We start from the raw sequence: 20,252 nt of genomic DNA on the forward strand, positions 1-20,252 counted from the left end.
GTTTCTGTTTTAACAAAATAAGGAGCGCGGTCTATTTCAACAATACAACCACATTTAAAATCCCGCGCTTTATCTCTGGTTCTGACCGGATAACCGCCCCTGAGCGCTCTGCACGGCTGGTATATAAAATGACTTCCTACCGCATGCGCCTGATTAAACGCCTTAGCTTTCATTTATCCCGCCCCAGCCGCGTGCAGCTGCATTAGAACAATAAGCGATACGGGCCTCAGCCCACTGGCGACAATGGCTGGTGCGGGCATGACTCAGGGCAGACTGCCACAGTTCAGCTGCCTTACCCCATTCTCCATTACGCTCTGCGCGGCCCGCACCTACGGCATACAGCCCGTAGTTATTACGTGCGGCGTTCTCTGCTTTCATATTCATCATCAGACCCCGGCAATATCAAGTGCAATCGGGCGGTACTGGTCTGAATCGCCCACACGCTCATACACGCGAATATAAGACCGGCTTCCCACAACCTGTACAGCCTCCCCGATGGCGTCCATCGCTTTTATCCAGCGTTCGTCAGTAATATCAAGACGACGCAGGGCGAGTACAGCACCGGTATTCACTTCACCTTCTTTTTCTGTCTGGAAAGCGCGGTTAATAATGGCGCGGATTTCGGGGCTGGCCCCCTCAGTCCAGTCCGTCAGACACTGGTCAATAAGGGCTTTTGCCGCCTGCAGACGTTCATCAAAAGCAATGCGATCCTGCATCGCCCGCTGAATCTTGAAACGCCCGTCAAAGGTGTGCAGAGTGACATTGCCTTTCTTACCTCCGACGTTCACGCCATACTCATTGGCTGAGAGGTCAACGAACGCCGCAATGTCGCCGAATCCTGCCAGTTTAAATTCAGCCAGCGCTGAATTCAGAGCGATAGCCCGCTCAACAATCTCTCCAACCAGTTGGTCACGGGCCTTATCAATCGGTTTGATAAGGTGTTCCGGCGTTAACACGCCCTTTGCATCAACCCAGTAGCCAGCCGGAGCCGGTGTGGTTGTGTATTGCGCTGAAATAACGTTATTAGTGGACATTTTTATTTTCTCCGTTAACTGATTGGTTAATTTCTTTTGTTTCACAAATAGTGGTATCTAAATGTTTAAAGCCTTTTTTCGTTTCCAGCGCCGCTATAATAGACTGGTGAATAAATGCGGCCTGAGCGGCTTTAAGTTCGGTGCAAGGGCCGCTGGCCTCTATACGAGTACCCACGCCTTTTTCGTCCTGCTCAATAATTATTTTCATCATAATTGCCATAACTACCTCCAGATAACAGTACAACCGTCGATATTTGATGTGCGTGTGGTTTTCATCACGCCGCCCAATTTTTCGGCAACTTCCACTACTGGCCAAAGAGGGCCACTAAGTGGTGCAATAGCGTAGACAATCGGTAATTTAGGGTGCCAGCCAGTCACACGTCCGCCGTGAGTCTGAATCTCCATTCTGGCGCGTGAGCGCTGGCAGTTAAGAACTTGTTTATCCATGACCCGTTACTCCATTAGTGAATTAACAGTTGCGCGTAAGTTTCAATTAACTTGACGCTGATACCCTGATTACCGATAGCGCTGGCACGAACCACACCCCGCGCCAGCTTGAACATGCGGCGATAATTACCCTTTGAATATTTAAGGAAAGCCTCAGCAACCCCCGGAGCGACAATAACGCCATCACCATCATCCGGCAGCAGACTGGCGAGGATGGTGTTGAAGTCTTCGACCTCGGACTTGCCCTTGTGGGCCTCAAGGTCTAACGCCATGCCCACGCGGCTGTAGAGCTGAGCAAACTCACCGCGAGACCCCTTGAGGTTAATCAGCAGGCGTGGCATGCCCGCCAGAACGATGGCGACGCCAGAACGGTCGTGGATGCGGCGCAGGACTTCCAGCGCCCGGTAAGGCAGCAACTCGGCTTCATCCACCAGGACAACCCAGCCGGTGCCCGTCAGCGCCTGTATGCACTCCTCGCTTAACTCATGAATATTGCCGTTCTTCTTCACGCCGAGGCGGGCGCACAGCTCCTGTAGCAGCACTTTGGCGGTGTAGCCGGGGTCAGCCTCAATCAGGATCGCGCCCTTATTCATCTCCACATAGCGCTTCAGCGCCATTGTTTTACCCATGCCTGCCGGGCCGTAGATCACACCAATATCGCCGTCCATGTGGGTATTGTTAATCAAGCCCAGCGCCAGCCCGGCAAGATGGGTCTGAACAAAGGACTCTTTAACTTCACGGCGGCGGGCGCGTTCTTCCTCGCGGCTGATAAAGTCAGCGATAGCCGACTCGACGTTACTGATATTGCCGTTATAGACGCCTTTCAGATACTGAGAAATAACTGCAGTACTCAGCCCCGTTTTAGTGGCTACCTTTTTTTGGGTGTAGCCAGTCCCCTCCAGCAAGTGGATTAATTTATCTTTGATGTTCATTTAAATAACCTTATTGATGATTACTGGCTTTCTTTAAATCGCTTTCAAATTCTGATTCGAATAAATAAACCTTTTCAGGCTCGTTGTGATTCCGTTGCGGGGCAAACATCGTAACGTCAATTTCAGGCCGTTGTTCCAGTGCAGGCCGCAGTTCTTCCTGCTTGCGACGCACCTTGTCTTCCAGGTTCTTGACGCTGCGTTTAACGCGCTTCTCTTTAAGCTGCTCGATACGGGCTTTCGGGAAGGCATCGACTTTGTTGCCGTTCCAGATGGCATCACATATCCAGGAGCCGTCCATACGCCGCACGATAACGCTGTGGGGGTCATGAATATCAAAACAGACACGTACCTCTTCGCCTTCGACACTGGCCAGTTCGGTGCTGAAATAGATATTTTTAAACAGCTTAATTTCGCCGCGTCGCGCTATACAAATCTGCTCAGGTCTGAACATTTCATGCAGTTCAGAATTGGTCAGGAACTGAATTTCTTCCTGCTCCTGCTTAATAACGTGATTACGGTAGGCCAGCGGAGACCAGTGCTGCCCGTTGCTACGCTCCGGCAGGCTGCTGTGGGGGCGATTATTATGCCGCTCAATCTGGCGCTCAATCTCTGCGACCAGCTGCTCCATCGTCGGCACCTTGCGCATGGCAGAGGCCTGTACTTCATTCAGGGGCTTACCTTTCTCCAGCGCATTGACCGCTGAATCCATCGCCTTGCGGTACTTACGTTGCGCTTCCCGGTCACCAGATTTACCCACCCAGGAGCCAAAGGCCATCGCGGCACGCTTCGGTATTTCCTGGTTAAGACGTTCGATAATACCGCGCCCCTGTGGATTTCCCGGAATACCGGTGGGGTGCTCAATACCGAGGCGGGAGAAAATACCGGTAATATCGGCATCAAATACGGCGTTTTTCTCACCGCCACCATTATCGGAGTAATACATCAGCGGTACGCCGTAGCGTGATACTGCGTTACGGATGGCATCGCCTACGGCGACCTGGCTCTCGGACATGGCCAGACTCCAGCCGACCACCACGCGGGTGCGGGCGTCGATTACCAGCGTAATCTCAGGCCGGAACGGCTTGCCCGTCTCAGGGTTAATCACTTCCATCTTCATGCCGTGGCCATCGCCGACCCATACGCCATTAACCGGGATAACAGACCAGTCGCGGCGCACGAACGGCAGATACTTCTTGTAATCGGAGCCGGTTGCACGTCCGCGCTCGCGCTCGGCTACGGGCAGCTTGTCCAGTGCATAGCGTACTGTATCGACCTTCGGTAGCATGGATAACATGATCTCGTTGTCTCCGTACTGTTCAACCCACCACTTTGCAAACTTCTCGTATGCCATCATAACGGTGGGTTTATTGGTATCGCGCCAGAAGCGCATGAAGTCCGGCATCCATGAATACTGGAATACCTCTTTTTTGCTGACCTTACCAGGTGCCAGCAGCACCATGCGTTCACCCACCGTATCCGCAGCCATCCAGGCTGAGAGCCAGCGCTGAAGCGTGGGCACGCTAACGCCGGTGCGGGTGGCACCCTTGCGGGCATTGGCGATATCTGCGGCCCGCTGCACATAATCTGGCAGCGTCCCGGCGACAGAAGCGTCGGCAATAAACTCGACCGCCTGTTTGCGCTTCATGTTGAGGCCGCCATTTTCACTGCTGTCCATCAGGCGTAACACCTCCTGAACCAGCACCATCCTCGCATCACCGACTGCTTTCTGGCTGTCGGTCAGCTCGCGCAGCTTCTTCTCCTGCAGGGCCGGGCATTTACGGTACAGCGCCAGCTCGCGCTGCACTTTCTCGCCACCGGCTCCCGCGACCAGCTCGCCTCTGGCGGTCGCTTTGACCGGAAGGGAAGCAGACTGCGCCAGCAACTGTCGCGCTAAACGGGCCTGAACAGCTTCGCGGGCAGCGTCCGGCAGACAATCAACGTTATACTCGTAGGCCTTCGTACCCTGGCGGCGGCGCATCATTTCCGGCAAACCAGCAGCACACTTATTCAGGGTGTACCGCACTCCCTGAACCGTACCAGGCAACCCCGGCAGGCCAATTAACTCATTCACCGTAACGAACATATCAGGACGCCTTACGCATCATGTAACGACTGGGCCAGATACAGGCCGGTTCTATATTTAGAGCGCTCGCAATAATTCGCTCACCTTTTGGGTAAGAGCGATTAAGCGCATTTTTAAGCGTGTCGGGCTTAAGACCTGCACGAACAGACAGCTCGCGCATGGTAGTGCCTTGTTTGTGGATCGCAGCCACAATGTCCAGACGGTGCCAGTCGGCACTGGATACTTCTTTTCTTTCCATCATTCGATTACCCTACAAAGTTAACCGCGCGGATAAGCCCTGCGGGTTATCCGTCTGGATAAGAGTATTGATCCATATGTAGCCCATGTAAAGCAAAATTAGCTCTTTCTTTTGTATTTATAGATAGCAAAGGCGTTGCGACGCTAAAGGACAATACATTTCAACAACTTATGTGGTAAAGAAAATGAGTAAGCAAAAAGAAAACAAATTTGCTATTGAGGGTGAGGGAAAAGAAAGTTTTCGCCAGCGCCTTGAAAGCCTGATTGGAAACAGAAGTGTAAGAAGCGCGGCACAAGCCTGGAACCTTCCCCCATCGACAATTAATAACTACCTACATAAGGGAACTGAACCCGCACTCAAAGTCGCCTTGGCGATAGCTAAAGCTGAGAGAGTAAGTCTGGAGTGGTTAGCAACTGGACTAGATAAAGTTGACTGGGCTACAAATAGCACGGTAGATGTGAGTGATCCTCTCAAATTTACATGGCAAATGATCTATGAATCACTTAGTAAAGAAGATGCCGAAGCCTTGATTAGGCTGATCCACAAGGACGGGGCCAGAGGCATTCTGTCCTCGGCTGGAACTGGCGAGGACATCGATACCACCTTGCTTCTTTTGCCTAAAGAGGAAAAGGAACGCCTATTAGCATTGCATGAGGCTAAAAAAGGGGCATCTGAAGGTAGTGAAGTGAGCAGCACGGATAGCCTAGCTCAGGAAGCTAAGCGAGCAGGTTAGATCAGGAAAGTGTAGGCAGCTACTTGTTGTCAGATGTAATGCAAATTTTTTATGAGGTTATTGAGTTCGGCCAACTTTCTTAGCCGCCTGCTCAAACGGAAAGCAAAAACGATTTAAACGCTATTCAAACTCACTCAAGTAACAATCATTCGAGTATCAAATACCGTTCAAAAAAATCAGTTTTCAGTCATTTTTTCGCAGCGAGTATCAAACCCCAGATTTCGACCAATGCCGCGCCAGTCAAAGGTTGTCGGCTTGCTTGAGGTATGTCCGAGTAGTATCAAAATGATTTCTCCCCCACACATGACGCCGAAGGCCTGGCAGCAGGCCGCGCGGGCGCAGCGCCTGCGTACTGCGCTTGCTCAGGGCGAGAGCATTACCGATGCCGTACTGACCGCCGGTTTTCCGGACAGCAGCAGCTATTACCGCAAAGCCGATGGCGCACTGGGAATGACGGCAAAACAGTATCGCAGGGGGGATATCGCGGTGCGCTATACCCTCGTTGACTGTTCCCTGGGCCGCTGTCTGGTGGCGGAAAGCGAACGCGGGATCTGCGCGATACTGCTGGGGGATAATGACGCGGCACTTGAAGCGGAGCTGCGAACGCTGTTTCCCAACGCGGCGCGCGAGCCTATGCAGGGCGAGTTTGCCCAGCGCATTCATCAGGTTATCGCCAGTATCGACAGCCACAGGATACCGCTGACGCTGCCGCTGGATATTCGCGGCACGGCCTTCCAGCAGCAGGTCTGGCAGGCGTTACGCGCCATTCCGGCCGGTGAAACGCTAAGCTATCAGCAGGTGGCGAAGGCCATTGGCAAACCCAATGCCGTGCGTGCCGTGGCGGGAGCCTGCGCGGCGAATACGCTGGCGATTGTTATTCCTTGTCACCGCGTGGTGCGTAACGACGGGGCGCTGTCGGGCTATCGCTGGGGAACCGCCCGCAAGACGCTATTATTACAACGTGAGGCAAAAAAGCAGGAGGGCTAATGCTCGATCTTTTTGCGGAGGCTGAACCCTGGCAGGAGCCGCTGGCTCCCGGGGCGGTGATCCTGAGACGCTTTGCGCTTACGCGCGCGAAGGCGCTGCTCGACGGGATCAACGACGTAGCGGCCATCTCGCCGTTTCGCCACATGGTGACGCCCGGCGGCTACACCATGTCTGTCGCGATGACCAACTGCGGGCCGCTGGGCTGGGCAACCAATGCCCGCGGCTATTTATACGCCCCGAAAGACCCGGTCACCGGCCACCCCTGGCCGCCCGTGCCTGCGGTTTTTGAGGCTCTGTGCCACGAGGCAGCCATCGAAGCGGGGTATCCCGAATTTCAGCCCGACGCCTGTCTGATAAACCGCTACGCCGTTGGAGCGAAGCTGTCGTTGCACCAGGATAAGGATGAACCGGACCTGCGCGCACCCATTGTTTCCGTCTCCTTAGGTCTGCCTGCCGTGTTTCAGTTTGGCGGGTTAAAACGCAGCGATCCCCTGAAACGCCTGATGCTGGAGCATGGCGACGTGGTGGTCTGGGGCCGGGAATCCCGCCTGTATTACCACGGTATCCAGCCTCTTAAGCCTGGCGTTCATCCTATGACGGGGGAATACCGTTATAACCTGACCTTCCGGCAGGCAGCGTACAGCGAATAAAAATAAGAATTATTCTTGATGTAGGCGCAAGGCAGTTTACACTGCTGGCTGTTTTTTATTGTCCGGATTGCTCTGCATGCAACTACTTCTTCTTGTCTGGCGTCAGTATCGCTGGCCTTTTATTGCGGTAATGGCCCTAAGCCTTGCCAGCGCCGCGTTGGGGATTGGCCTGATTGCTTTCATCAACGTGCGTTTGATTGAAATGGTCGACACTTCACTCTCCGTTTTGCCAGAATTCCTGGGATTACTGCTGCTACTGATGGCGGTGACGCTTGGCTCACAGCTGGCCCTGACCGCGCTTGGCCACCATTTCGTTTTCCGTCTGCGAAGCGAATTTATCAAACGGATCATGGATACCCACGTTGAGCGCATTGAGCAGCTTGGCAGCGCCTCTCTGCTGGCAGGGCTGACCAGCGACGTACGTGCCATCACCATTGCGTTTGTGCGTCTGCCGGAACTGGTGCAGGGGATCATTCTGACCTTTGGCTCGGCGGCCTATCTGGCCTGGCTTTCCACCAAAATGCTGGCCGTGACCGCGCTGTGGATCGTCATTACCATCTGGGGCGGCTTCCTGCTGGTATCGCGCGTCTATAAACACATGGCGGTGCTGCGCGAAACCGAAGATAAGCTCTATAACGATTATCAGACGGTACTGGAAGGGCGCAAGGAGCTGACGCTGAACCGCGAGCGTGCCGAGCATATCTTTAACCACCTGTATACGCCCGATGCGCGCGAATACCGGCACCATATCATCCGGGCCGATACCTTCCATCTTAGCGCGGTGAACTGGTCGAACATTATGATGCTGGGGGCGATTGGCCTGGTGTTCTGGATGGCAAATAGCCTGGGCTGGGCCGATACCAACGTGGCGGCGACTTACTCGCTGACGCTGCTGTTCCTGCGCACGCCGCTGCTTTCCGCTGTCGGCGCGCTGCCCACGCTGCTGAGTGCTCAGGTGGCGTTTAACAAACTTAAAAAATTCGACCTCGCGCCGTTCAAAGCCGAGTTCCCGCGCCCGCAGGCCTTCCCGCACTGGCAAACGCTGGAACTGCGCGACGTCACCTTCCGCTATCAGGACAACGCGTTTTCCGTCGGGCCGGTAAACCTGACGATTCACCGCGGCGAGCTGCTGTTCCTGATTGGCGGCAACGGCAGCGGAAAATCGACGCTGGCGATGCTGCTGACCGGGCTGTACCAGCCGCAGTCGGGCGAAATTTTGCTTGATGGCAAAGCGCTGAACGCAGAAAAGCCGGAGGATTACCGCAAACTCTTCTCGGCGGTATTCACCGACGTCTGGCTGTTCGACCACCTGCTGGGGCCGGAAGGGCAGCAGGCGGACCCTGCGCTGGTGGACAAATGGCTTGCGCACCTGCAAATGTCGCACAAGCTGGAATTGCAGGACGGCAAGATCCTCAACCTGAAGCTCTCCAAGGGGCAGAAAAAGCGCGTGGCGCTGCTGCTGGCGCTGGCTGAAGAGCGCGACATTATCCTGCTGGACGAGTGGGCAGCCGATCAGGACCCGCACTTCCGCCGTGAGTTTTATCAGGTGCTTCTGCCGCTGATGCAGGAGATGGGCAAGACCATTTTTGCCATCAGCCATGACGATCACTACTTTATCCATGCCGATCGTCTGCTGGAGATGCGCGACGGGAAGCTCAGCGAGCTGACCGGCGAAGAGCGCGACGCGGCTTCGCGTGATGCGGTGGCCCGTACGGCCTGAGTGCGATAGTGCCGGGCGGTGGCTTCGCCTCACCCGGCATGTTTACGCCCGTGCGAAGGTAGCAACGCCGTGCACGCTGTTTTGCACGATATGCCGCTTTTTTCTCCATCCCGCCCCGTTGTTTATTCTTATTTACATATCCCCGCGCTATGCTTAATGCCATCTCATTTCATGGATTTATGATTGATGTCGGTATTAAGCAAAAACAGCGCCAGGGTGCGCGATCAGGAACGTGCGCGTCTAATCTGGCTTCTCACGACCGATAAAGCGGTTACGTCTGCTTTACTGGGTAAACTGACCCTGGCTGAGCAATATGATGTCGGTACGTTATCCGACGATATTGCTGAGGTAGGAGCGCTGGTTGCTCACTTGCCCCCGCCCGACCTGGCGGACACCCTTGAAGCACTCCCTTCGGAAGAACGCCATGCCCTGTGGCGGCTGGTACAGGATCACGAGCGTGGCCAGGTCCTGCTTGAGGCGTCCGAAAACGTCTGGGATGACCTCATCGATGAGATGAGCGACAAGGCTATTCTGGATGCCCTGCAAACGCTCGACATCGACGAGCAGATTTACCTGGTTCAGCACCTGCCGCGAAACCTGACCGGGCGACTGCTGGCGTCCCTGCCGGCGGAAGAGCGCGCGCGGGTGCGTCAGGTGATGCACTACGAAAAAAACAGCGTCGGCGCGATCATGGAGTTTGGCGTCATCATGGTGCGCCCGGATGTGACCCTCGGGACGGTGCAGCGCTATCTGCGTCGCCTGGGCGACATGCCGGACAACACCGATAAGCTGTTTGTCACCTCACGGGATAAGACCCTGCTCGGCGAGCTGGAGCTGAAAACTATTCTGCTCAACAGCACCCAGCGGCGGGTGAGTGAGGTGATGGAGAACGAACCGATGGTCTTCTCGCCGGAAGATGACGCGGAAAAAGCCGCGCGTACCTTCGAGCGTGACAACCTCGTGAGTGCGGCTGTGGTGGATTCAGTGGGCAAACTGATGGGGCGTCTCACCATCGACGAGATCGTCGATGTGGTTTACGAAGAGACCGATAACGATTTACGTGCCCTCGGGGGGATCAGCGCCGAAGATGACGTTCACGCCTCCGTCGGCAAGGCTGTCAAAACGCGCTGGGCGTGGCTGGCCATCAACCTCTGTACCGCGTTCATCGCCTCGCGCGTGATTGACGGCTTTGAACATACCATTTCACAACTGGTGGCGCTGGCCTCGCTGATGCCCATTGTGGCAGGGATCGGCGGCAACACCGGTAATCAGACCATCACCATGATCGTCCGCGCGCTGGCGCTGGAAAACATTCAGCCCGGCAACTTCGCCTTTCTGATTTTCAGGGAGATGGGCGTGGCGCTGATCAACGGCCTGGTGTGGGGCGGGATCATGGGGGGCATCACCTGGTGGCTGTACGATGATATGGCGCTCGGCGGGGTGATGATGCTGGCAATGGTGTTAAACCTGCTGGTGGCCTCAATGATGGGGGTCATTATTCCGCTGACGATGACTAAGCTCAAGCGCGACCCCGCAGTGGGGTCGAGCGTGATGATCACTGCCATTACCGATACCGGCGGTTTCTTTATTTTTCTTGGGCTGGCGACGATTTTTCTTCTGTAACCCGAGGCGTGCGCTTAAGTCGGGCGGGCAGGATAACCATCATCACAATCCCGCCCAGCACGCCAATCGCCAGATTACCGGTGTAGACCGTTGCCGCCACGGTGACCAGCATCACGACCGTTTCGGCAATCGGGGCGTGTTTTAACGTCGCAGGCTGAATACTATGCCAGCTGAAGGTTTTAATGGCCACGATGGCCATGATCCCGGCCAGAACAGCCATCGGTATTTTCGCCATCACCTCGCTGAGCGCGGTGACCAGCACCAGCAGCACAATGCCCGCCGCAACGGTTGAAATGCGGCTGCGGCCTTTGCCCATCTCAACGTTGACGATGGTTTGTCCAATCATCGCACAGCCTGCAATACCGCCATACAGCCCGGCCATGATATTACCCACGCCCAGCCCGATGCTTTCCCGGCGCTTGCTTGACGGGGTGACGGTCAGCTCATCCACCAGCTTCGCCGTCAGCAGCGACTCCAGCAGACCGACAAAGGCAATACTCAGTGCGCACGGCCAGATGATGGACAGCGTGTGCAGATTCAGCGGAACAAGCAGCTGCGTCAGCCCCGGCAAGCCGCCACTCATAGAGCCTTCATCGCCGACGGTGGGCAGGATCTGTCCGCTGGTGACGGTGAAAAGGGTTAACACCACGATGGCGATCAGCGGCGAGGGGACGCTTTTGATGTAGCGCGGAACCCATAGCACAATCAGCAGCGTCAGGACAAACAGGCCGACGATCAGCGGGCTTTTGCTCCAGAAGTGCGGAACCTGGGCGAAGAAAATCAAAATGCCGAGGGCGTTTACAAACCCGGTCATCACCGACTGGGGGATAAAGCGCATTAACCGCGCCATGCCCAGCACGCCAAACAGGATCTGGATAGCCCCGGCCATCAGGACCGCAGGCAGGATGTACTGCACGCCGTGCTGATGCACCATCGGACCAATCACCAGCGCAACGGAGCCTGCGGCAGCCGTCACCATGGCCGGGCGACCACCGAGCACGGACAGGGCCAGACAGAGAACCACGGAGGCGACCAGGCTCACTTTCGGGTCTACGCCCGCGACGACAGAAAACGAGATGACCTCGGGGATCAACGCCAGCGCGGTAATAACGCCCGCCAGCGTTTCGCGCATCAGACTCGATGGCGATCGAAGTACGTTAGCAACGTGATGTTCTTGGGAGATGGGTAATGACATAACAATTCGCAGGTTAGGGCAGGCTTCCGTGCGCGCGATCACAAAGTGCAGCATAGTAGCCATAAAAAGCGGCCATTGCCAGCGGCACGCGCAATCCCCTACAAACAATCCATCATTAAATTTCACAATTACAATAATTTCGTAACCTTTAAACAATATTTAAAAGTTGCTACCGTTCCCGCGCAGCTGTTTCACCTGCAATTTTCCACGCATCACGTACTATTCAACGAAGGCATAAATTATGAAAAAAATGACTGCCATGCTCTTTTCTCTGGCTGTGGGGCTGAATACCGTCTCCCTGGCGGCGAAAGCCGACACGCCTGAAGAGCAGGAAACGGACGTCCTTTTAATTGGTGGCGGCATTATGAGCGCTACGCTGGGCACCTATCTGCACGAACTCCAGCCGGACTGGTCGATGACCATGGTCGAGCGCCTTGATGGCGTGGCGAAGGAGAGCTCTAACGGCTGGAACAACGCCGGTACCGGGCATTCGGCACTCATGGAACTGAACTACACGCCGCAGAAAAAGGACGGTTCCATTAGTATCGAGAAGGCGGTAGAGATCAACGAAGCGTTCCAGATCTCTCGTCAGTTCTGGTCTCACCAGGTTAACAGCGGCGTGCTGCAAAATCCGCACTCCTTTATCAACACCGTTCCGCACATGAGCTTCGTGTGGGGCGACCAGAACGTGAACTTCCTGCGCGCGCGCTACGCTGCCCTGCAGCAGAGCACCCTGTTCCGCGGCATGAAATACTCTGAAGATCACGCCCAGATCAAAGAGTGGGCACCGCTGGTAATGGAAGGTCGTGACCCGAACCAGAAAGTCGCGGCGACCCGTACCGAAATTGGTACCGACGTGAACTACGGTGAGATCACCCGTCAGCTGGTTGGCTCCCTGCAGAAGAAAAACAATTTCACGCTGCAGCTTAACACCGAAGTACGCGGCTTCAAGCGCAACGCGGATAACAGCTGGAGCGTGACCGTTGCCGATCTGAAAAACAACGAAGCCGAGCACGTCATTAAAGCGAAGTTCGTCTTTATTGGTGCAGGCGGGGCAGCGCTGAAGCTGCTGCAGGAGACCGGTATTCCTGAAGCGGATGGCTATGCGGGCTTCCCGGTAGGCGGCCAGTTCCTGGTATCTGAAAACCCTGAAGTGGTAAACCGTCACCTGGCGAAAGTGTACGGCCAGGCCTCTGTCGGCGCGCCGCCGATGTCCGTTCCGCACATCGATACCCGTATGCTTGACGGCAAGCGCGTGGTGCTGTTCGGGCCGTTCGCAACCTTCTCGACCAAGTTCCTGAAAAATGGTTCGCTGTGGGATCTGCTGAGCGCGACCACCACCTCTAACGTGAAGCCTATGATCGACGTCGGTCTGGATAACTTCGACCTGGTGAAATACCTGATTAGCCAGGTGATGCTCTCTGACGACGAACGCTTCGAGGCGCTGAAAGAGTACTATCCGCAGGCGAAGAAAGAGGACTGGCGTCTGTGGCAGGCGGGCCAGCGCGTGCAGATCATCAAACGCGATCCTAAAGAGGGCGGGGTACTGCGTCTGGGTACCGAAGTGGTGAGCGATAAAGACGGGACGATCGCTGCCCTGCTGGGTGCATCACCGGGCGCGTCTACCGCGGCACCGATCATGCTGCACCTGATGGAAAAAGTGTTTAAAGATAAAGTCGCCAGCCCGGAATGGCAGGCGAAGCTGAAAACCATCATTCCATCTTACGGCACGAAGCTGAACGGTAACGTTGAGGCGACGGAACAAGAGCTGGAATACACCAGCCGCGTGCTGCAGTTGCAGTACATCAAGCCGCAGGCCGCCGACGCGGCACCTAAGGCAGAGCTGAAACCTCAGCCGGAAAATAAACCGGTCGCGGATATCGCACTGTAATATAAAAAAGCCGGGTGGCGCTAACGCTTACCCGGCTTACGTTCGGTGCTGTGTTGTTAGTCGGGTAAGGCGAAGCCGTCACCCGACTTTTTTCAACGAATTACCGCTTGCCCAACGTTCTCATCCGCCTTCCAGATGCGATACTTCACATCCACATTTTCAGGCGTGTATACCACGATAGGCAGCTTGCTGTTGTAGCGCAGCAGACTGTTGTCACCCAGATACGCGGTCACAAATTTCTTCTCTTTTTTGCCGTCCGGGCAGGCCATCATAGTGGAGACCGGAGAAGTCACTTTATCAAAGACGTAGTAGTCGTAGCCCCAGCCTTCCAGGGTTTTGCTCTCCAGCTTGCCGCCCAGACGGTGGTGGTTACAGTCCACTTCCAGCGTCTGACCAATCAGCAACTCAACTTTGAAGTTGGCTTCATTTTCCTGGGCCGGAACCTGAATAACCTGACGCTTCATCCCTTTTTCCGCTTGCGGATAAGGAGCTACTTTTTCCAGAGGCTGATCGTTTTTGGTGTCGGTGGCGAATGCGCTGGTGCTGACGCAGGCTGCAGCCAGCAGGGCGATGGCAAATTTAGGTGCGTTTTTCACAGTTATCCCTTTATGTCTATGTCAAAACGTTCGCTGCCAGATTAGCATAATTCAAATGAATGATTGGAGTGATTTACTTACATTTTCATTATGTATGGATGAATACACTGCCTGATGGCGCTATCACTGGTCTTTCGTGCTGGTGTGGAGTCGAGGGGGAGATCGTGTTATTTTAAGCGTTAAAAATGTTATTCATCTGTAAAGGGAAGAGAAAGATGGTTCGTGCAAAACTGAAAACAGCTGAAGGCCGCAAGTTTTTACTGGCATTACTGGTTGTGTTTTTGATTGCCGCTGCGTGCGTTGGCCGGGCAACCATTGTGGGCGTGATTGAGCAGTACAATATTCCGCTCTCCGCCTGGACCACCAGCATGTATGTGCTGCAGTCGGCGATGATCTTTGTCTACAGTCTGGTCTTCACCGTTCTGCTCGCCATTCCGCTGGGGATCTTCTTCCTCGGGGAGCGCGACAAGCACTAAGCCTGAGCGTCAGCCATAAAAAAACCCGCCATAAGGCGGGTTTTTTGTATTTGATTGGTCGGCACGAGAGGATTTGAACCTCCGACCCCCGACACCCCATGACGGTGCGCTACCAGGCTGCGCTACGTGCCGACGCATAAAAGGAATACTACTCGAATCCTTTTTGAATGCAAGGGGAGACCACGCTAACTGGTTTATAATTAATCAGTTAGCGATGAAGCGTTTCTCGTCCGTCAGCACCTGCAGCAGCAGGCTGAGCTGCGGCTTCTGATCCTTGAGCTTCTCACCCTGAAGATTATACGTCTGGTAGCTGCCGTTGCTGTTCAGCACCAGCGTCAGCGCCGGCGTTGTCACCGCCAGGGTGTTGCCGCCAGCTGCCGTGACCCAGTCATGTCGGCGCGTGGCGCTGAAGAGATCCTGCCCCTGCGAATATTCATTTGCTGGCGTACTGACGTGCAGCAGACGCTGCATAAGCGTGGTCATGACGTCTTTATGATCGGTCAGCATCGTGACGCGCTGAGCAGGGGTGCCCGGCCAGTGAATGACCAGCGGGACGTGCAGGTTAGGACGAGACCAGTCCATATTTTTAGTCTCATCGCCCAGCGGCACGCCGTGACCCGCAGTAATAATTACCACCGTATTGTCGAGCTTGCCAGAGTCGCGAAGTGCCTTCAGCACGCGCGCAATTTGCGCATCGACATCACCCGCAGCACGGCTGTAGCGGCGAGCAAAGCCTTTTTGATTGCTGTCATCAAGCGTGGTGCCGTTAAAGGCAACCCACGAGAACCAGCGGTTATCTTCCTGAGCATAGCGCTGCAGCCAGTTAACCCACTGGTTGGCGGTCTGCTCGTCGGACTGACTACGCGGCGCAGGCAGGGAGAAATCAGACAGCAACGCCTGGCGATACAGCGCGCTGTTAAAGCCGTCTGAGGCAAATAACCCTAACTGATATCCCTGCTGATTCAGCCCGGTGATCAGCGCCGCCGGAATACGTGCGGCCAGCACACCATCCATATAGCCTGGGGAAATGCCGTAAAACAGGCCGAAGATCCCCGTGTCGGTGGTGTTACCAGAGCTCATATGCTGCGTAAAGGTGATGTTCTGTCCGGCGAAGTCGGCCAGCGCCGGCATCTGTTTCTCGTAACGGGAATAGTTCAGACCGTCCACGGTGATCAGCAGGACGTTCTGGCCGCGACCCATATCGCGGTAGCGCAGATCGCTCAGCGGATACTGCACGCTGACCGCTTCCGGATTACCTTGCTCAACCAGACGACGTTGATACTCCTGAGCATCCAGCAGGCCGTGCTTCTCAAGGAAGCGACGCGCGGTCATCGGGTAGGAGAGCGGCAGGTTGGCGCGCTGCATGGTAATCGGGCGATAGAAGTTTGCATCCGCCCAGATATACATGATGTGCGAGCTGATAAAAGAGATGAAAAACAGCGCCGCGACCGGCTTCGCATAATGGCGACGTCGCGTCAGGCTGCGGAGTTTTTGCCAACTCCAGGTGGCGAAGAGCATCTCAATCAGGAGAATAATGGGCACGCTGATAAACATCAGTTGCCAGTCACGTGCGGTCTCGTTTTGGTCAGGGTTAATGACCAGCTCCCAGACGATGGGGTTGAGATGCAGGTGGAAACGGGTAAAGACTTCACTGTCAATAAGCAACAGCGTCATGCCCGCTGTCGCGAGGATCGCGGACAGGAAGCGCATCAGACGCTGCGACATGACGACAAACGTCAGGGGAAACAGGATCAGCAGATAGGTAGCGAACACCAAAAAGCTAAAGTGACCGACAACGCTTATCCAGGAGTAGACACGCCCGGTTAAGGTGGTGGGCCAGTCCGCGACAAACAGATAACGACAGCCAATCACCATCGCCAACAGGATGTTGAACAGGGCAAACCAGTGCCCCCAGCTAACCATCTGGGAGACTTTTTCACGGTAGCGCTGACGATTCGTCACCATAAACTGTTGTTCGTTTCCCTTAGTGGGCCTGGTCGTCGCTAACAGATGACTGCAGTGCCTGGGCGAAAGATTTGGCGATCGCCTGACGCTGAGCCGGAGCAACGCTGGTATTGATAAGGTTGGTGACCATATTTCCCAGTACCATCAGGGAGAGATCGGTCGGCGTTTTGTGTTTTTCCAGTACGTTGACCAGCTCACTGAGCAATTGTTCAACGTGTTCATCACTGTAGCGGGAATGTTGTGGCATAAATCAAAATCAGTCTGTTGATAAGAGGGCAACATATTACCGTAGCAACAGCTTTTTTTCCCCTTTTTTATCTTCTGTTGCACACATGCGTTGGTGGTGGTTGAATACCGCCCGGTCTAAAAGGAGAGTTTATCATGAGTCTGGAAATCAACCAGATTGCCTTGCACCAGCTTATCAAGCGTGATGAGCAAACCCTTGAGGTGGTGCTGCGCGATTCGTTACTTGAACCAACGCCTACCGTTGTAGAGATGATGGCGGAGTTACACCGCGTCTACAGCGCAAAAAATAAAGCCTATGGCCTGTTCAGCGAAGAGAGCGAACTGGCTGATAGCCTGCGCCTGCAGCGTCAGGGCGAAGAAGATTTCCTGGCGTTCAGCCGCGCGGCAACCGGTCGTTTGCGTGATGAACTGGCGAAATACCCGTTTGCCGACGGCGGTATCGTGCTGTTCTGCCACTACCGTTACCTGGCGGTGGAGTATTTACTGGTCACGGTGCTGAACAACTTAAGCAGCATGCGCGTCAACGAGCAGCTGGACATCAGCTCCACGCACTATCTCGATATCAATCATGCGGATATCGTCGCGCGTATCGATTTGACCGAATGGGAAACCAACCCGGAATCCACCCGTTATCTGACCTTCCTGAAAGGCCGCGTGGGCCGCAAGGTGGCCGATTTCTTCATGGACTTCCTCGGCGCGAGCGAAGGGCTGAACGCGAAAGCGCAGAACAAAGGTCTGCTGCAGGCGGTGGATGACTTCACCTCAGAAGCGCAGCTCGATAAATCCGAGCGCCAGAACGTGCGTCAGCAGGTTTACAGCTACTGTAACGAACAGCTGCAGGCGGGTGAGGAGATTGAACTGGAGTCTCTCTCTAAAGAGCTGGCGGGCGTCAGCGAAGTGAGCTTCCAAGAGTTTACCGCCGAAAAAGGCTATGAGCTTGAAGAGAGCTTCCCGGCGGATCGCAGCACGCTGCGTCAGCTGACGAAATTTGCCGGCAGCGGTGGCGGCTTAACCATCAACTTTGATGCCATGCTGCTGGGGGAACGTATCTTCTGGGATCCGGCGACCGATACGCTGACCATCAAAGGCACACCGCCGAACCTGCGCGATCAGCTGCAGCGCCGCACCTCGGGCGGTAAATAACGGCCATAAAAAAACCCCGCAGAAGCGGGGTTTTTCTCGACGAGTTTGCGATTACGCGCGAACGAAGTCGATGTGAGACAGTTTTGGCTTGAACGGGTGACGCTGAACAGCCTGAACTTTCACTTTTTCTTCTTTACCGCCAACAACGATGGTCAGAACTTCGCTGTAGAATTCAGCTTTAGTCTGCATGTTCCATACTTTGTCGTGATCCAGTTCGATTGCAACTGGAGCAGCTTCGCCACCGTAAACGATAGCCGGGAACTTGTTAGCGTTACGCAGGCGGCGGCTCGCACCCTTACCCTGCACGTTACGTACTTCTGCTTCGATAGTGAACATAGATTTCTCTCTGTATTTAAAACCCTACTACAGGCGACCCAGCAGCAGGTGAGTGTTCTGCCTCACGGATGTGAAGCGGGCGGCATTTTATACTCAAACGCCCCGCACATCAACGAAAAGTCCCGTCAGCCGCGTAATTCATTTGCCCGGCGAAAGCGGCCTTCGTAGTCAAAGATCTTTTCACGCACCTGCCAGTACTGGCCTTTTTGACGGGCAACCACGAAATCGGGATGGCGCAGTAACGCCTGCTGATGCACGATATCGGCAACCGTTATCCAGCGCAGGGGCACCCCCGGCGTGCGGGTATGCGGGCGGATAAACAGCTGCTCAAACGCCATTCGCTGGGCAGGCGTGTGTAACCTGAACCGCTCGCTGACGTCTGCGCCGTCCTCATCGTAATAGGTAATTTTTAACCATTCGCCTTTTTCGTCCGCCCCCGGCTGCAGCGCCATGCCGGAACAGCGAAGCACCAGCGCGTCTTTCAGCTTCAGCGCGGCTTTGAGCATGTCGTCCGGGTCGACCAGCACGGTGTCGCATTCCCGGCAGCGACGGGCGGCAATATCGTTCTCCGCGTTGCACTGCGGGCAGTTTTTAAAGCGGAAGCGGAAATCGCACTGTTCGCGATGGCCGTCGTCATCTTCAAACCAGCCCTGGCAGCGCCGGCCAAAATGTTCAATCAGCGTGCCGTCAGCGGTGGTTTTGCCCCAGAAGGTGTTAGCGAATCCGCAGGCGGGACAAAAGACCTGAACCGGCACGTTGTCACTTTTGCCTTTCGGCGCGCCCACTTCCGGCGCGTAAAGATCGTGTGGGTTCCCGGCGTAGTCCAGGATCAGGCAGTCGGTTTTCCCCGGCGCCAGGCGCAGCCCGCGCCCGACGATCTGCTGATACAGGCTGACCGATTCGGTCGGGCGCAGAATGGCGATCAGGTCGACGTGCGGGGCATCAAAGCCGGTGGTCAGCACGGATACGTTGACCAGATAGCGGAACTGCTGCGCCTTGAAAGCCTCAATCAGCGCGTCACGCTCCGGGCCGGGGGTATCGCCGGTGATAAGCGCGGCATCGTCAGCGGGCAGCAGGCCGGTGATCTCTTTCGCGTGCTCGACGGTGGCGGCGAAAATCATTACCCCTTTGCGTGTCCGGGCGAACTCTTCAATCTGGCTGATGATATGCGGCGTGATCCGCTGCTGCTTTTTCAGCTCATGATTGAGGTCCGCTTCGCTGAACAATCCGTTGCTCTGCGCCTGGAGTCGGCTGAAGTCGTACTGCACCACGGGCATATCCAGCCGCTCGGGCGGCGTCAGATAGCCATGCTTAATCATGTACCGCAGCGGAAGCTCGTAGATGCAGTCGCTGAAAAGCGCTTTTTCGTCCCCGCGCACCATGCCGTGATAGTGGAAACGGTAGATCCAGCCTTTGCCCAGGCGAAAGGGGGTCGCGGTCAGCCCGAGCAGGCGAATCTGCGGGTTTACCGTTTTCAGATGCGTCAGGATCTGCTGATACTGGCTGTCGTCGTCATCGCTGATGCGGTGGCACTCGTCGACGATCAGCAGTGAAAACTCGCTGCGAAACTGCTCCAGGTTACGGGCAACCGACTGCACGCTACCAAACACCACTTTACCGTGGCTCTCTTTGCGTTTCAGCCCGGCGGCGAAGATGTCGGCGTCCAGCCCGAGCGCACAATATTTGGCGTGGTTCTGCGCCACCAGTTCTTTGACGTGCGCCAGCACCAGCACGCGCCCGCGCGCCAGACGTGCCAGCTCGGCAATCACCAGGCTTTTGCCCGCGCCGGTGGGGAGCACAATGGCCGCGGGCGTTGTGTGTTTTCGAAACCAGGCCAGGGTGGCGTCAACGGCTTCCTGCTGATAGGGGCGGAGTGTGAAAGTCATGAGGTCTCGGTTTAGTTATTTCGCATATAGTATGCCACGAAACTTTTTCCCTTGAGTGGCGCAACCAGACC

General features: G+C 55.4%; 19 protein-coding genes, 1 tRNA gene and 1 pseudogene. 8 read left to right on the forward strand and 13 right to left on the reverse strand.

Annotation, left to right across the window (positions count from 1 at the left end; all coding sequences use genetic code 11):
* Nucleotides 1–162: 162 nt before the first annotated feature.
* The 6 genes from I6L58_RS20340 to I6L58_RS20365 all read right to left on the reverse strand — a co-directional run bounded on the left by I6L58_RS20340 (nucleotide 163) and on the right by I6L58_RS20365 (nucleotide 4,734).
* Nucleotides 163–387 carry an ANR family transcriptional regulator gene (locus I6L58_RS20340; RefSeq protein ID WP_254082135.1) on the reverse strand — a complete coding sequence of 75 codons (225 nt, stop codon included), beginning with the start codon at nucleotides 385–387 and terminating at the stop codon, nucleotides 163–165.
* The gene (locus I6L58_RS20345) at nucleotides 387–1,034 is read right to left on the reverse strand and encodes a DUF3164 family protein (protein ID WP_088208066.1); all 648 of its coding nucleotides are present in this window, start codon (nucleotides 1,032–1,034) and stop codon (nucleotides 387–389) included. The genes I6L58_RS20340 and I6L58_RS20345 overlap by 1 nt, the downstream gene beginning before the upstream one ends.
* On the reverse strand, nucleotides 1,024–1,254 hold the full coding sequence (locus I6L58_RS20350) for a hypothetical protein (RefSeq protein ID WP_088208067.1): 231 nt from the start codon (nucleotides 1,252–1,254) through the stop codon (nucleotides 1,024–1,026). The genes I6L58_RS20345 and I6L58_RS20350 overlap by 11 nt, the downstream gene beginning before the upstream one ends.
* A gap of 241 nt (nucleotides 1,255–1,495) precedes the next feature.
* Nucleotides 1,496–2,413: an AAA family ATPase gene (locus tag I6L58_RS20355; protein ID WP_088208069.1), complete on the reverse strand. Its 918-nt coding sequence runs from the start codon at nucleotides 2,411–2,413 to the stop codon at nucleotides 1,496–1,498.
* A 10-nt stretch (nucleotides 2,414–2,423) separates the two neighbouring features.
* Nucleotides 2,424–4,496, reverse strand: a complete 2,073-nt coding sequence (locus tag I6L58_RS20360; protein ID WP_088208070.1) for a Mu transposase C-terminal domain-containing protein — start codon at nucleotides 4,494–4,496, stop codon at nucleotides 2,424–2,426.
* A gap of 1 nt (nucleotide 4,497) precedes the next feature.
* On the reverse strand, nucleotides 4,498–4,734 hold the full coding sequence (locus I6L58_RS20365; RefSeq protein WP_088208398.1) for a helix-turn-helix domain-containing protein: 237 nt from the start codon (nucleotides 4,732–4,734) through the stop codon (nucleotides 4,498–4,500).
* Nucleotides 4,735–4,918: 184 nt separating this feature from the next.
* On the opposite strand from I6L58_RS20365, the gene I6L58_RS20370 reads away from it, so the two are divergent.
* The 5 genes and pseudogenes from I6L58_RS20370 (at nucleotide 4,919) to mgtE (ending at nucleotide 10,447) form a co-directional block, all read left to right on the forward strand.
* The gene (locus tag I6L58_RS20370; RefSeq protein ID WP_088208071.1) at nucleotides 4,919–5,467 is read left to right on the forward strand and encodes a helix-turn-helix domain-containing protein; all 549 of its coding nucleotides are present in this window, start codon (nucleotides 4,919–4,921) and stop codon (nucleotides 5,465–5,467) included.
* A 303-nt stretch (nucleotides 5,468–5,770) separates the two neighbouring features.
* Nucleotides 5,771–6,454, forward strand: a pseudogene (ada, locus tag I6L58_RS20375) (bifunctional DNA-binding transcriptional regulator/O6-methylguanine-DNA methyltransferase Ada); the annotation flags it as partial.
* The gene (gene alkB / locus I6L58_RS20380) at nucleotides 6,454–7,104 is read left to right on the forward strand and encodes a DNA oxidative demethylase AlkB (protein ID WP_006176462.1); all 651 of its coding nucleotides are present in this window, start codon (nucleotides 6,454–6,456) and stop codon (nucleotides 7,102–7,104) included. The pseudogene ada and the gene alkB, both read left to right, overlap by 1 nt.
* 76 nt (nucleotides 7,105–7,180) lie before the next feature.
* Nucleotides 7,181–8,824 (forward strand): multidrug ABC transporter permease/ATP-binding protein, encoded by a 1,644-nt coding sequence (locus I6L58_RS20385; protein ID WP_006176461.1) that lies wholly within the window; start codon nucleotides 7,181–7,183, stop codon nucleotides 8,822–8,824.
* Nucleotides 8,825–9,010: 186 nt separating this feature from the next.
* On the forward strand, nucleotides 9,011–10,447 hold the full coding sequence (mgtE, locus tag I6L58_RS20390) for a magnesium transporter (protein ID WP_006176459.1): 1,437 nt from the start codon (nucleotides 9,011–9,013) through the stop codon (nucleotides 10,445–10,447).
* On the opposite strand, the gene I6L58_RS20395 is transcribed toward mgtE, so the two are convergent.
* Nucleotides 10,410–11,696 (reverse strand): SulP family inorganic anion transporter, encoded by a 1,287-nt coding sequence (locus I6L58_RS20395; protein WP_088208072.1) that lies wholly within the window; start codon nucleotides 11,694–11,696, stop codon nucleotides 10,410–10,412. The two genes, mgtE and I6L58_RS20395, sit on opposite strands and share 38 nt — an antisense overlap.
* A 187-nt stretch (nucleotides 11,697–11,883) precedes the next feature.
* On the opposite strand from I6L58_RS20395, the gene mqo reads away from it, so the two are divergent.
* Entirely contained in the window at nucleotides 11,884–13,533 is a 1,650-nt protein-coding gene (gene mqo, locus I6L58_RS20400; protein WP_088208073.1) for a malate dehydrogenase (quinone), read from the forward strand.
* 92 nt (nucleotides 13,534–13,625) lie between these two features.
* On the opposite strand, the gene eco is transcribed toward mqo, so the two are convergent.
* Nucleotides 13,626–14,129, reverse strand: coding sequence for a serine protease inhibitor ecotin (gene eco / locus I6L58_RS20405; RefSeq protein WP_006176455.1), 504 nt, complete (start codon nucleotides 14,127–14,129; stop codon nucleotides 13,626–13,628).
* Between the two features lie 215 nt (nucleotides 14,130–14,344).
* Between eco and I6L58_RS20410 the strand changes: the two genes are divergently transcribed.
* The gene (locus I6L58_RS20410; protein WP_042320288.1) at nucleotides 14,345–14,605 is read left to right on the forward strand and encodes a DUF2534 family protein; all 261 of its coding nucleotides are present in this window, start codon (nucleotides 14,345–14,347) and stop codon (nucleotides 14,603–14,605) included.
* A 55-nt stretch (nucleotides 14,606–14,660) separates the two neighbouring features.
* Here the strand turns inward: I6L58_RS20410 and I6L58_RS20415 are convergent.
* The 3 genes from I6L58_RS20415 to I6L58_RS20425 form a co-directional block, all read right to left on the reverse strand.
* Nucleotides 14,661–14,737 (reverse strand) — tRNA-Pro (locus tag I6L58_RS20415).
* Between the two features lie 72 nt (nucleotides 14,738–14,809).
* On the reverse strand, nucleotides 14,810–16,570 hold the full coding sequence (gene yejM / locus I6L58_RS20420; protein ID WP_006176453.1) for an LPS biosynthesis-modulating metalloenzyme YejM: 1,761 nt from the start codon (nucleotides 16,568–16,570) through the stop codon (nucleotides 14,810–14,812).
* Between the two features lie 19 nt (nucleotides 16,571–16,589).
* On the reverse strand, nucleotides 16,590–16,817 hold the full coding sequence (locus I6L58_RS20425) for a YejL family protein (RefSeq protein WP_001135586.1): 228 nt from the start codon (nucleotides 16,815–16,817) through the stop codon (nucleotides 16,590–16,592).
* 134 nt (nucleotides 16,818–16,951) lie between these two features.
* Here I6L58_RS20425 and yejK point away from each other — a divergent pair, with 134 nt between their 5' ends.
* Nucleotides 16,952–17,959: a nucleoid-associated protein YejK gene (yejK, locus tag I6L58_RS20430; protein ID WP_006176452.1), complete on the forward strand. Its 1,008-nt coding sequence runs from the start codon at nucleotides 16,952–16,954 to the stop codon at nucleotides 17,957–17,959.
* 51 nt (nucleotides 17,960–18,010) lie between these two features.
* Here yejK and rplY read toward each other — a convergent pair whose 3' ends face one another.
* Both rplY and I6L58_RS20440 read right to left on the reverse strand, forming a co-directional pair.
* Nucleotides 18,011–18,295, reverse strand: coding sequence for a 50S ribosomal protein L25 (gene rplY, locus I6L58_RS20435; protein WP_006176451.1), 285 nt, complete (start codon nucleotides 18,293–18,295; stop codon nucleotides 18,011–18,013).
* Between the two features lie 125 nt (nucleotides 18,296–18,420).
* On the reverse strand, nucleotides 18,421–20,181 hold the full coding sequence (locus I6L58_RS20440) for a DEAD/DEAH box helicase (RefSeq protein WP_058609840.1): 1,761 nt from the start codon (nucleotides 20,179–20,181) through the stop codon (nucleotides 18,421–18,423).
* Between the last annotated feature and the right edge of the window lie 71 nt (nucleotides 20,182–20,252).

It is taken from the genome of Enterobacter cancerogenus (genome assembly GCF_019047785.1).
Lineage (GTDB): Bacteria > Pseudomonadota > Gammaproteobacteria > Enterobacterales > Enterobacteriaceae > Enterobacter > Enterobacter cancerogenus.

Excerpts from the sequence above, each read along its gene's own strand:
- I6L58_RS20340 (WP_254082135.1), bottom strand. The coding sequence starts at position 387 with ATGATGAATATGAAAGCAGAGAACGCCGCACGTAATAACTACGGGCTG.
- I6L58_RS20345 (WP_088208066.1), bottom strand. The coding sequence starts at position 1,034 with ATGTCCACTAATAACGTTATTTCAGCGCAATACACAACCACACCGGCT.
- I6L58_RS20350 (WP_088208067.1), bottom strand. The coding sequence starts at position 1,254 with ATGGCAATTATGATGAAAATAATTATTGAGCAGGACGAAAAAGGCGTG.
- I6L58_RS20355 (WP_088208069.1), bottom strand. The coding sequence starts at position 2,413 with ATGAACATCAAAGATAAATTAATCCACTTGCTGGAGGGGACTGGCTAC.
- I6L58_RS20360 (WP_088208070.1), bottom strand. The coding sequence starts at position 4,496 with ATGTTCGTTACGGTGAATGAGTTAATTGGCCTGCCGGGGTTGCCTGGT.
- I6L58_RS20365 (WP_088208398.1), bottom strand. The coding sequence starts at position 4,734 with ATGGAAAGAAAAGAAGTATCCAGTGCCGACTGGCACCGTCTGGACATT.
- I6L58_RS20370 (WP_088208071.1), top strand. The coding sequence starts at position 4,919 with ATGAGTAAGCAAAAAGAAAACAAATTTGCTATTGAGGGTGAGGGAAAA.
- alkB (WP_006176462.1), top strand. The coding sequence starts at position 6,454 with ATGCTCGATCTTTTTGCGGAGGCTGAACCCTGGCAGGAGCCGCTGGCT.
- I6L58_RS20385 (WP_006176461.1), top strand. The coding sequence starts at position 7,181 with ATGCAACTACTTCTTCTTGTCTGGCGTCAGTATCGCTGGCCTTTTATT.
- mgtE (WP_006176459.1), top strand. The coding sequence starts at position 9,011 with ATGTCGGTATTAAGCAAAAACAGCGCCAGGGTGCGCGATCAGGAACGT.
- I6L58_RS20395 (WP_088208072.1), bottom strand. The coding sequence starts at position 11,696 with ATGCTGCACTTTGTGATCGCGCGCACGGAAGCCTGCCCTAACCTGCGA.
- mqo (WP_088208073.1), top strand. The coding sequence starts at position 11,884 with ATGAAAAAAATGACTGCCATGCTCTTTTCTCTGGCTGTGGGGCTGAAT.
- I6L58_RS20410 (WP_042320288.1), top strand. The coding sequence starts at position 14,345 with ATGGTTCGTGCAAAACTGAAAACAGCTGAAGGCCGCAAGTTTTTACTG.
- yejM (WP_006176453.1), bottom strand. The coding sequence starts at position 16,570 with ATGGTGACGAATCGTCAGCGCTACCGTGAAAAAGTCTCCCAGATGGTT.
- I6L58_RS20425 (WP_001135586.1), bottom strand. The coding sequence starts at position 16,817 with ATGCCACAACATTCCCGCTACAGTGATGAACACGTTGAACAATTGCTC.
- yejK (WP_006176452.1), top strand. The coding sequence starts at position 16,952 with ATGAGTCTGGAAATCAACCAGATTGCCTTGCACCAGCTTATCAAGCGT.
- rplY (WP_006176451.1), bottom strand. The coding sequence starts at position 18,295 with ATGTTCACTATCGAAGCAGAAGTACGTAACGTGCAGGGTAAGGGTGCG.
- I6L58_RS20440 (WP_058609840.1), bottom strand. The coding sequence starts at position 20,181 with ATGACTTTCACACTCCGCCCCTATCAGCAGGAAGCCGTTGACGCCACC.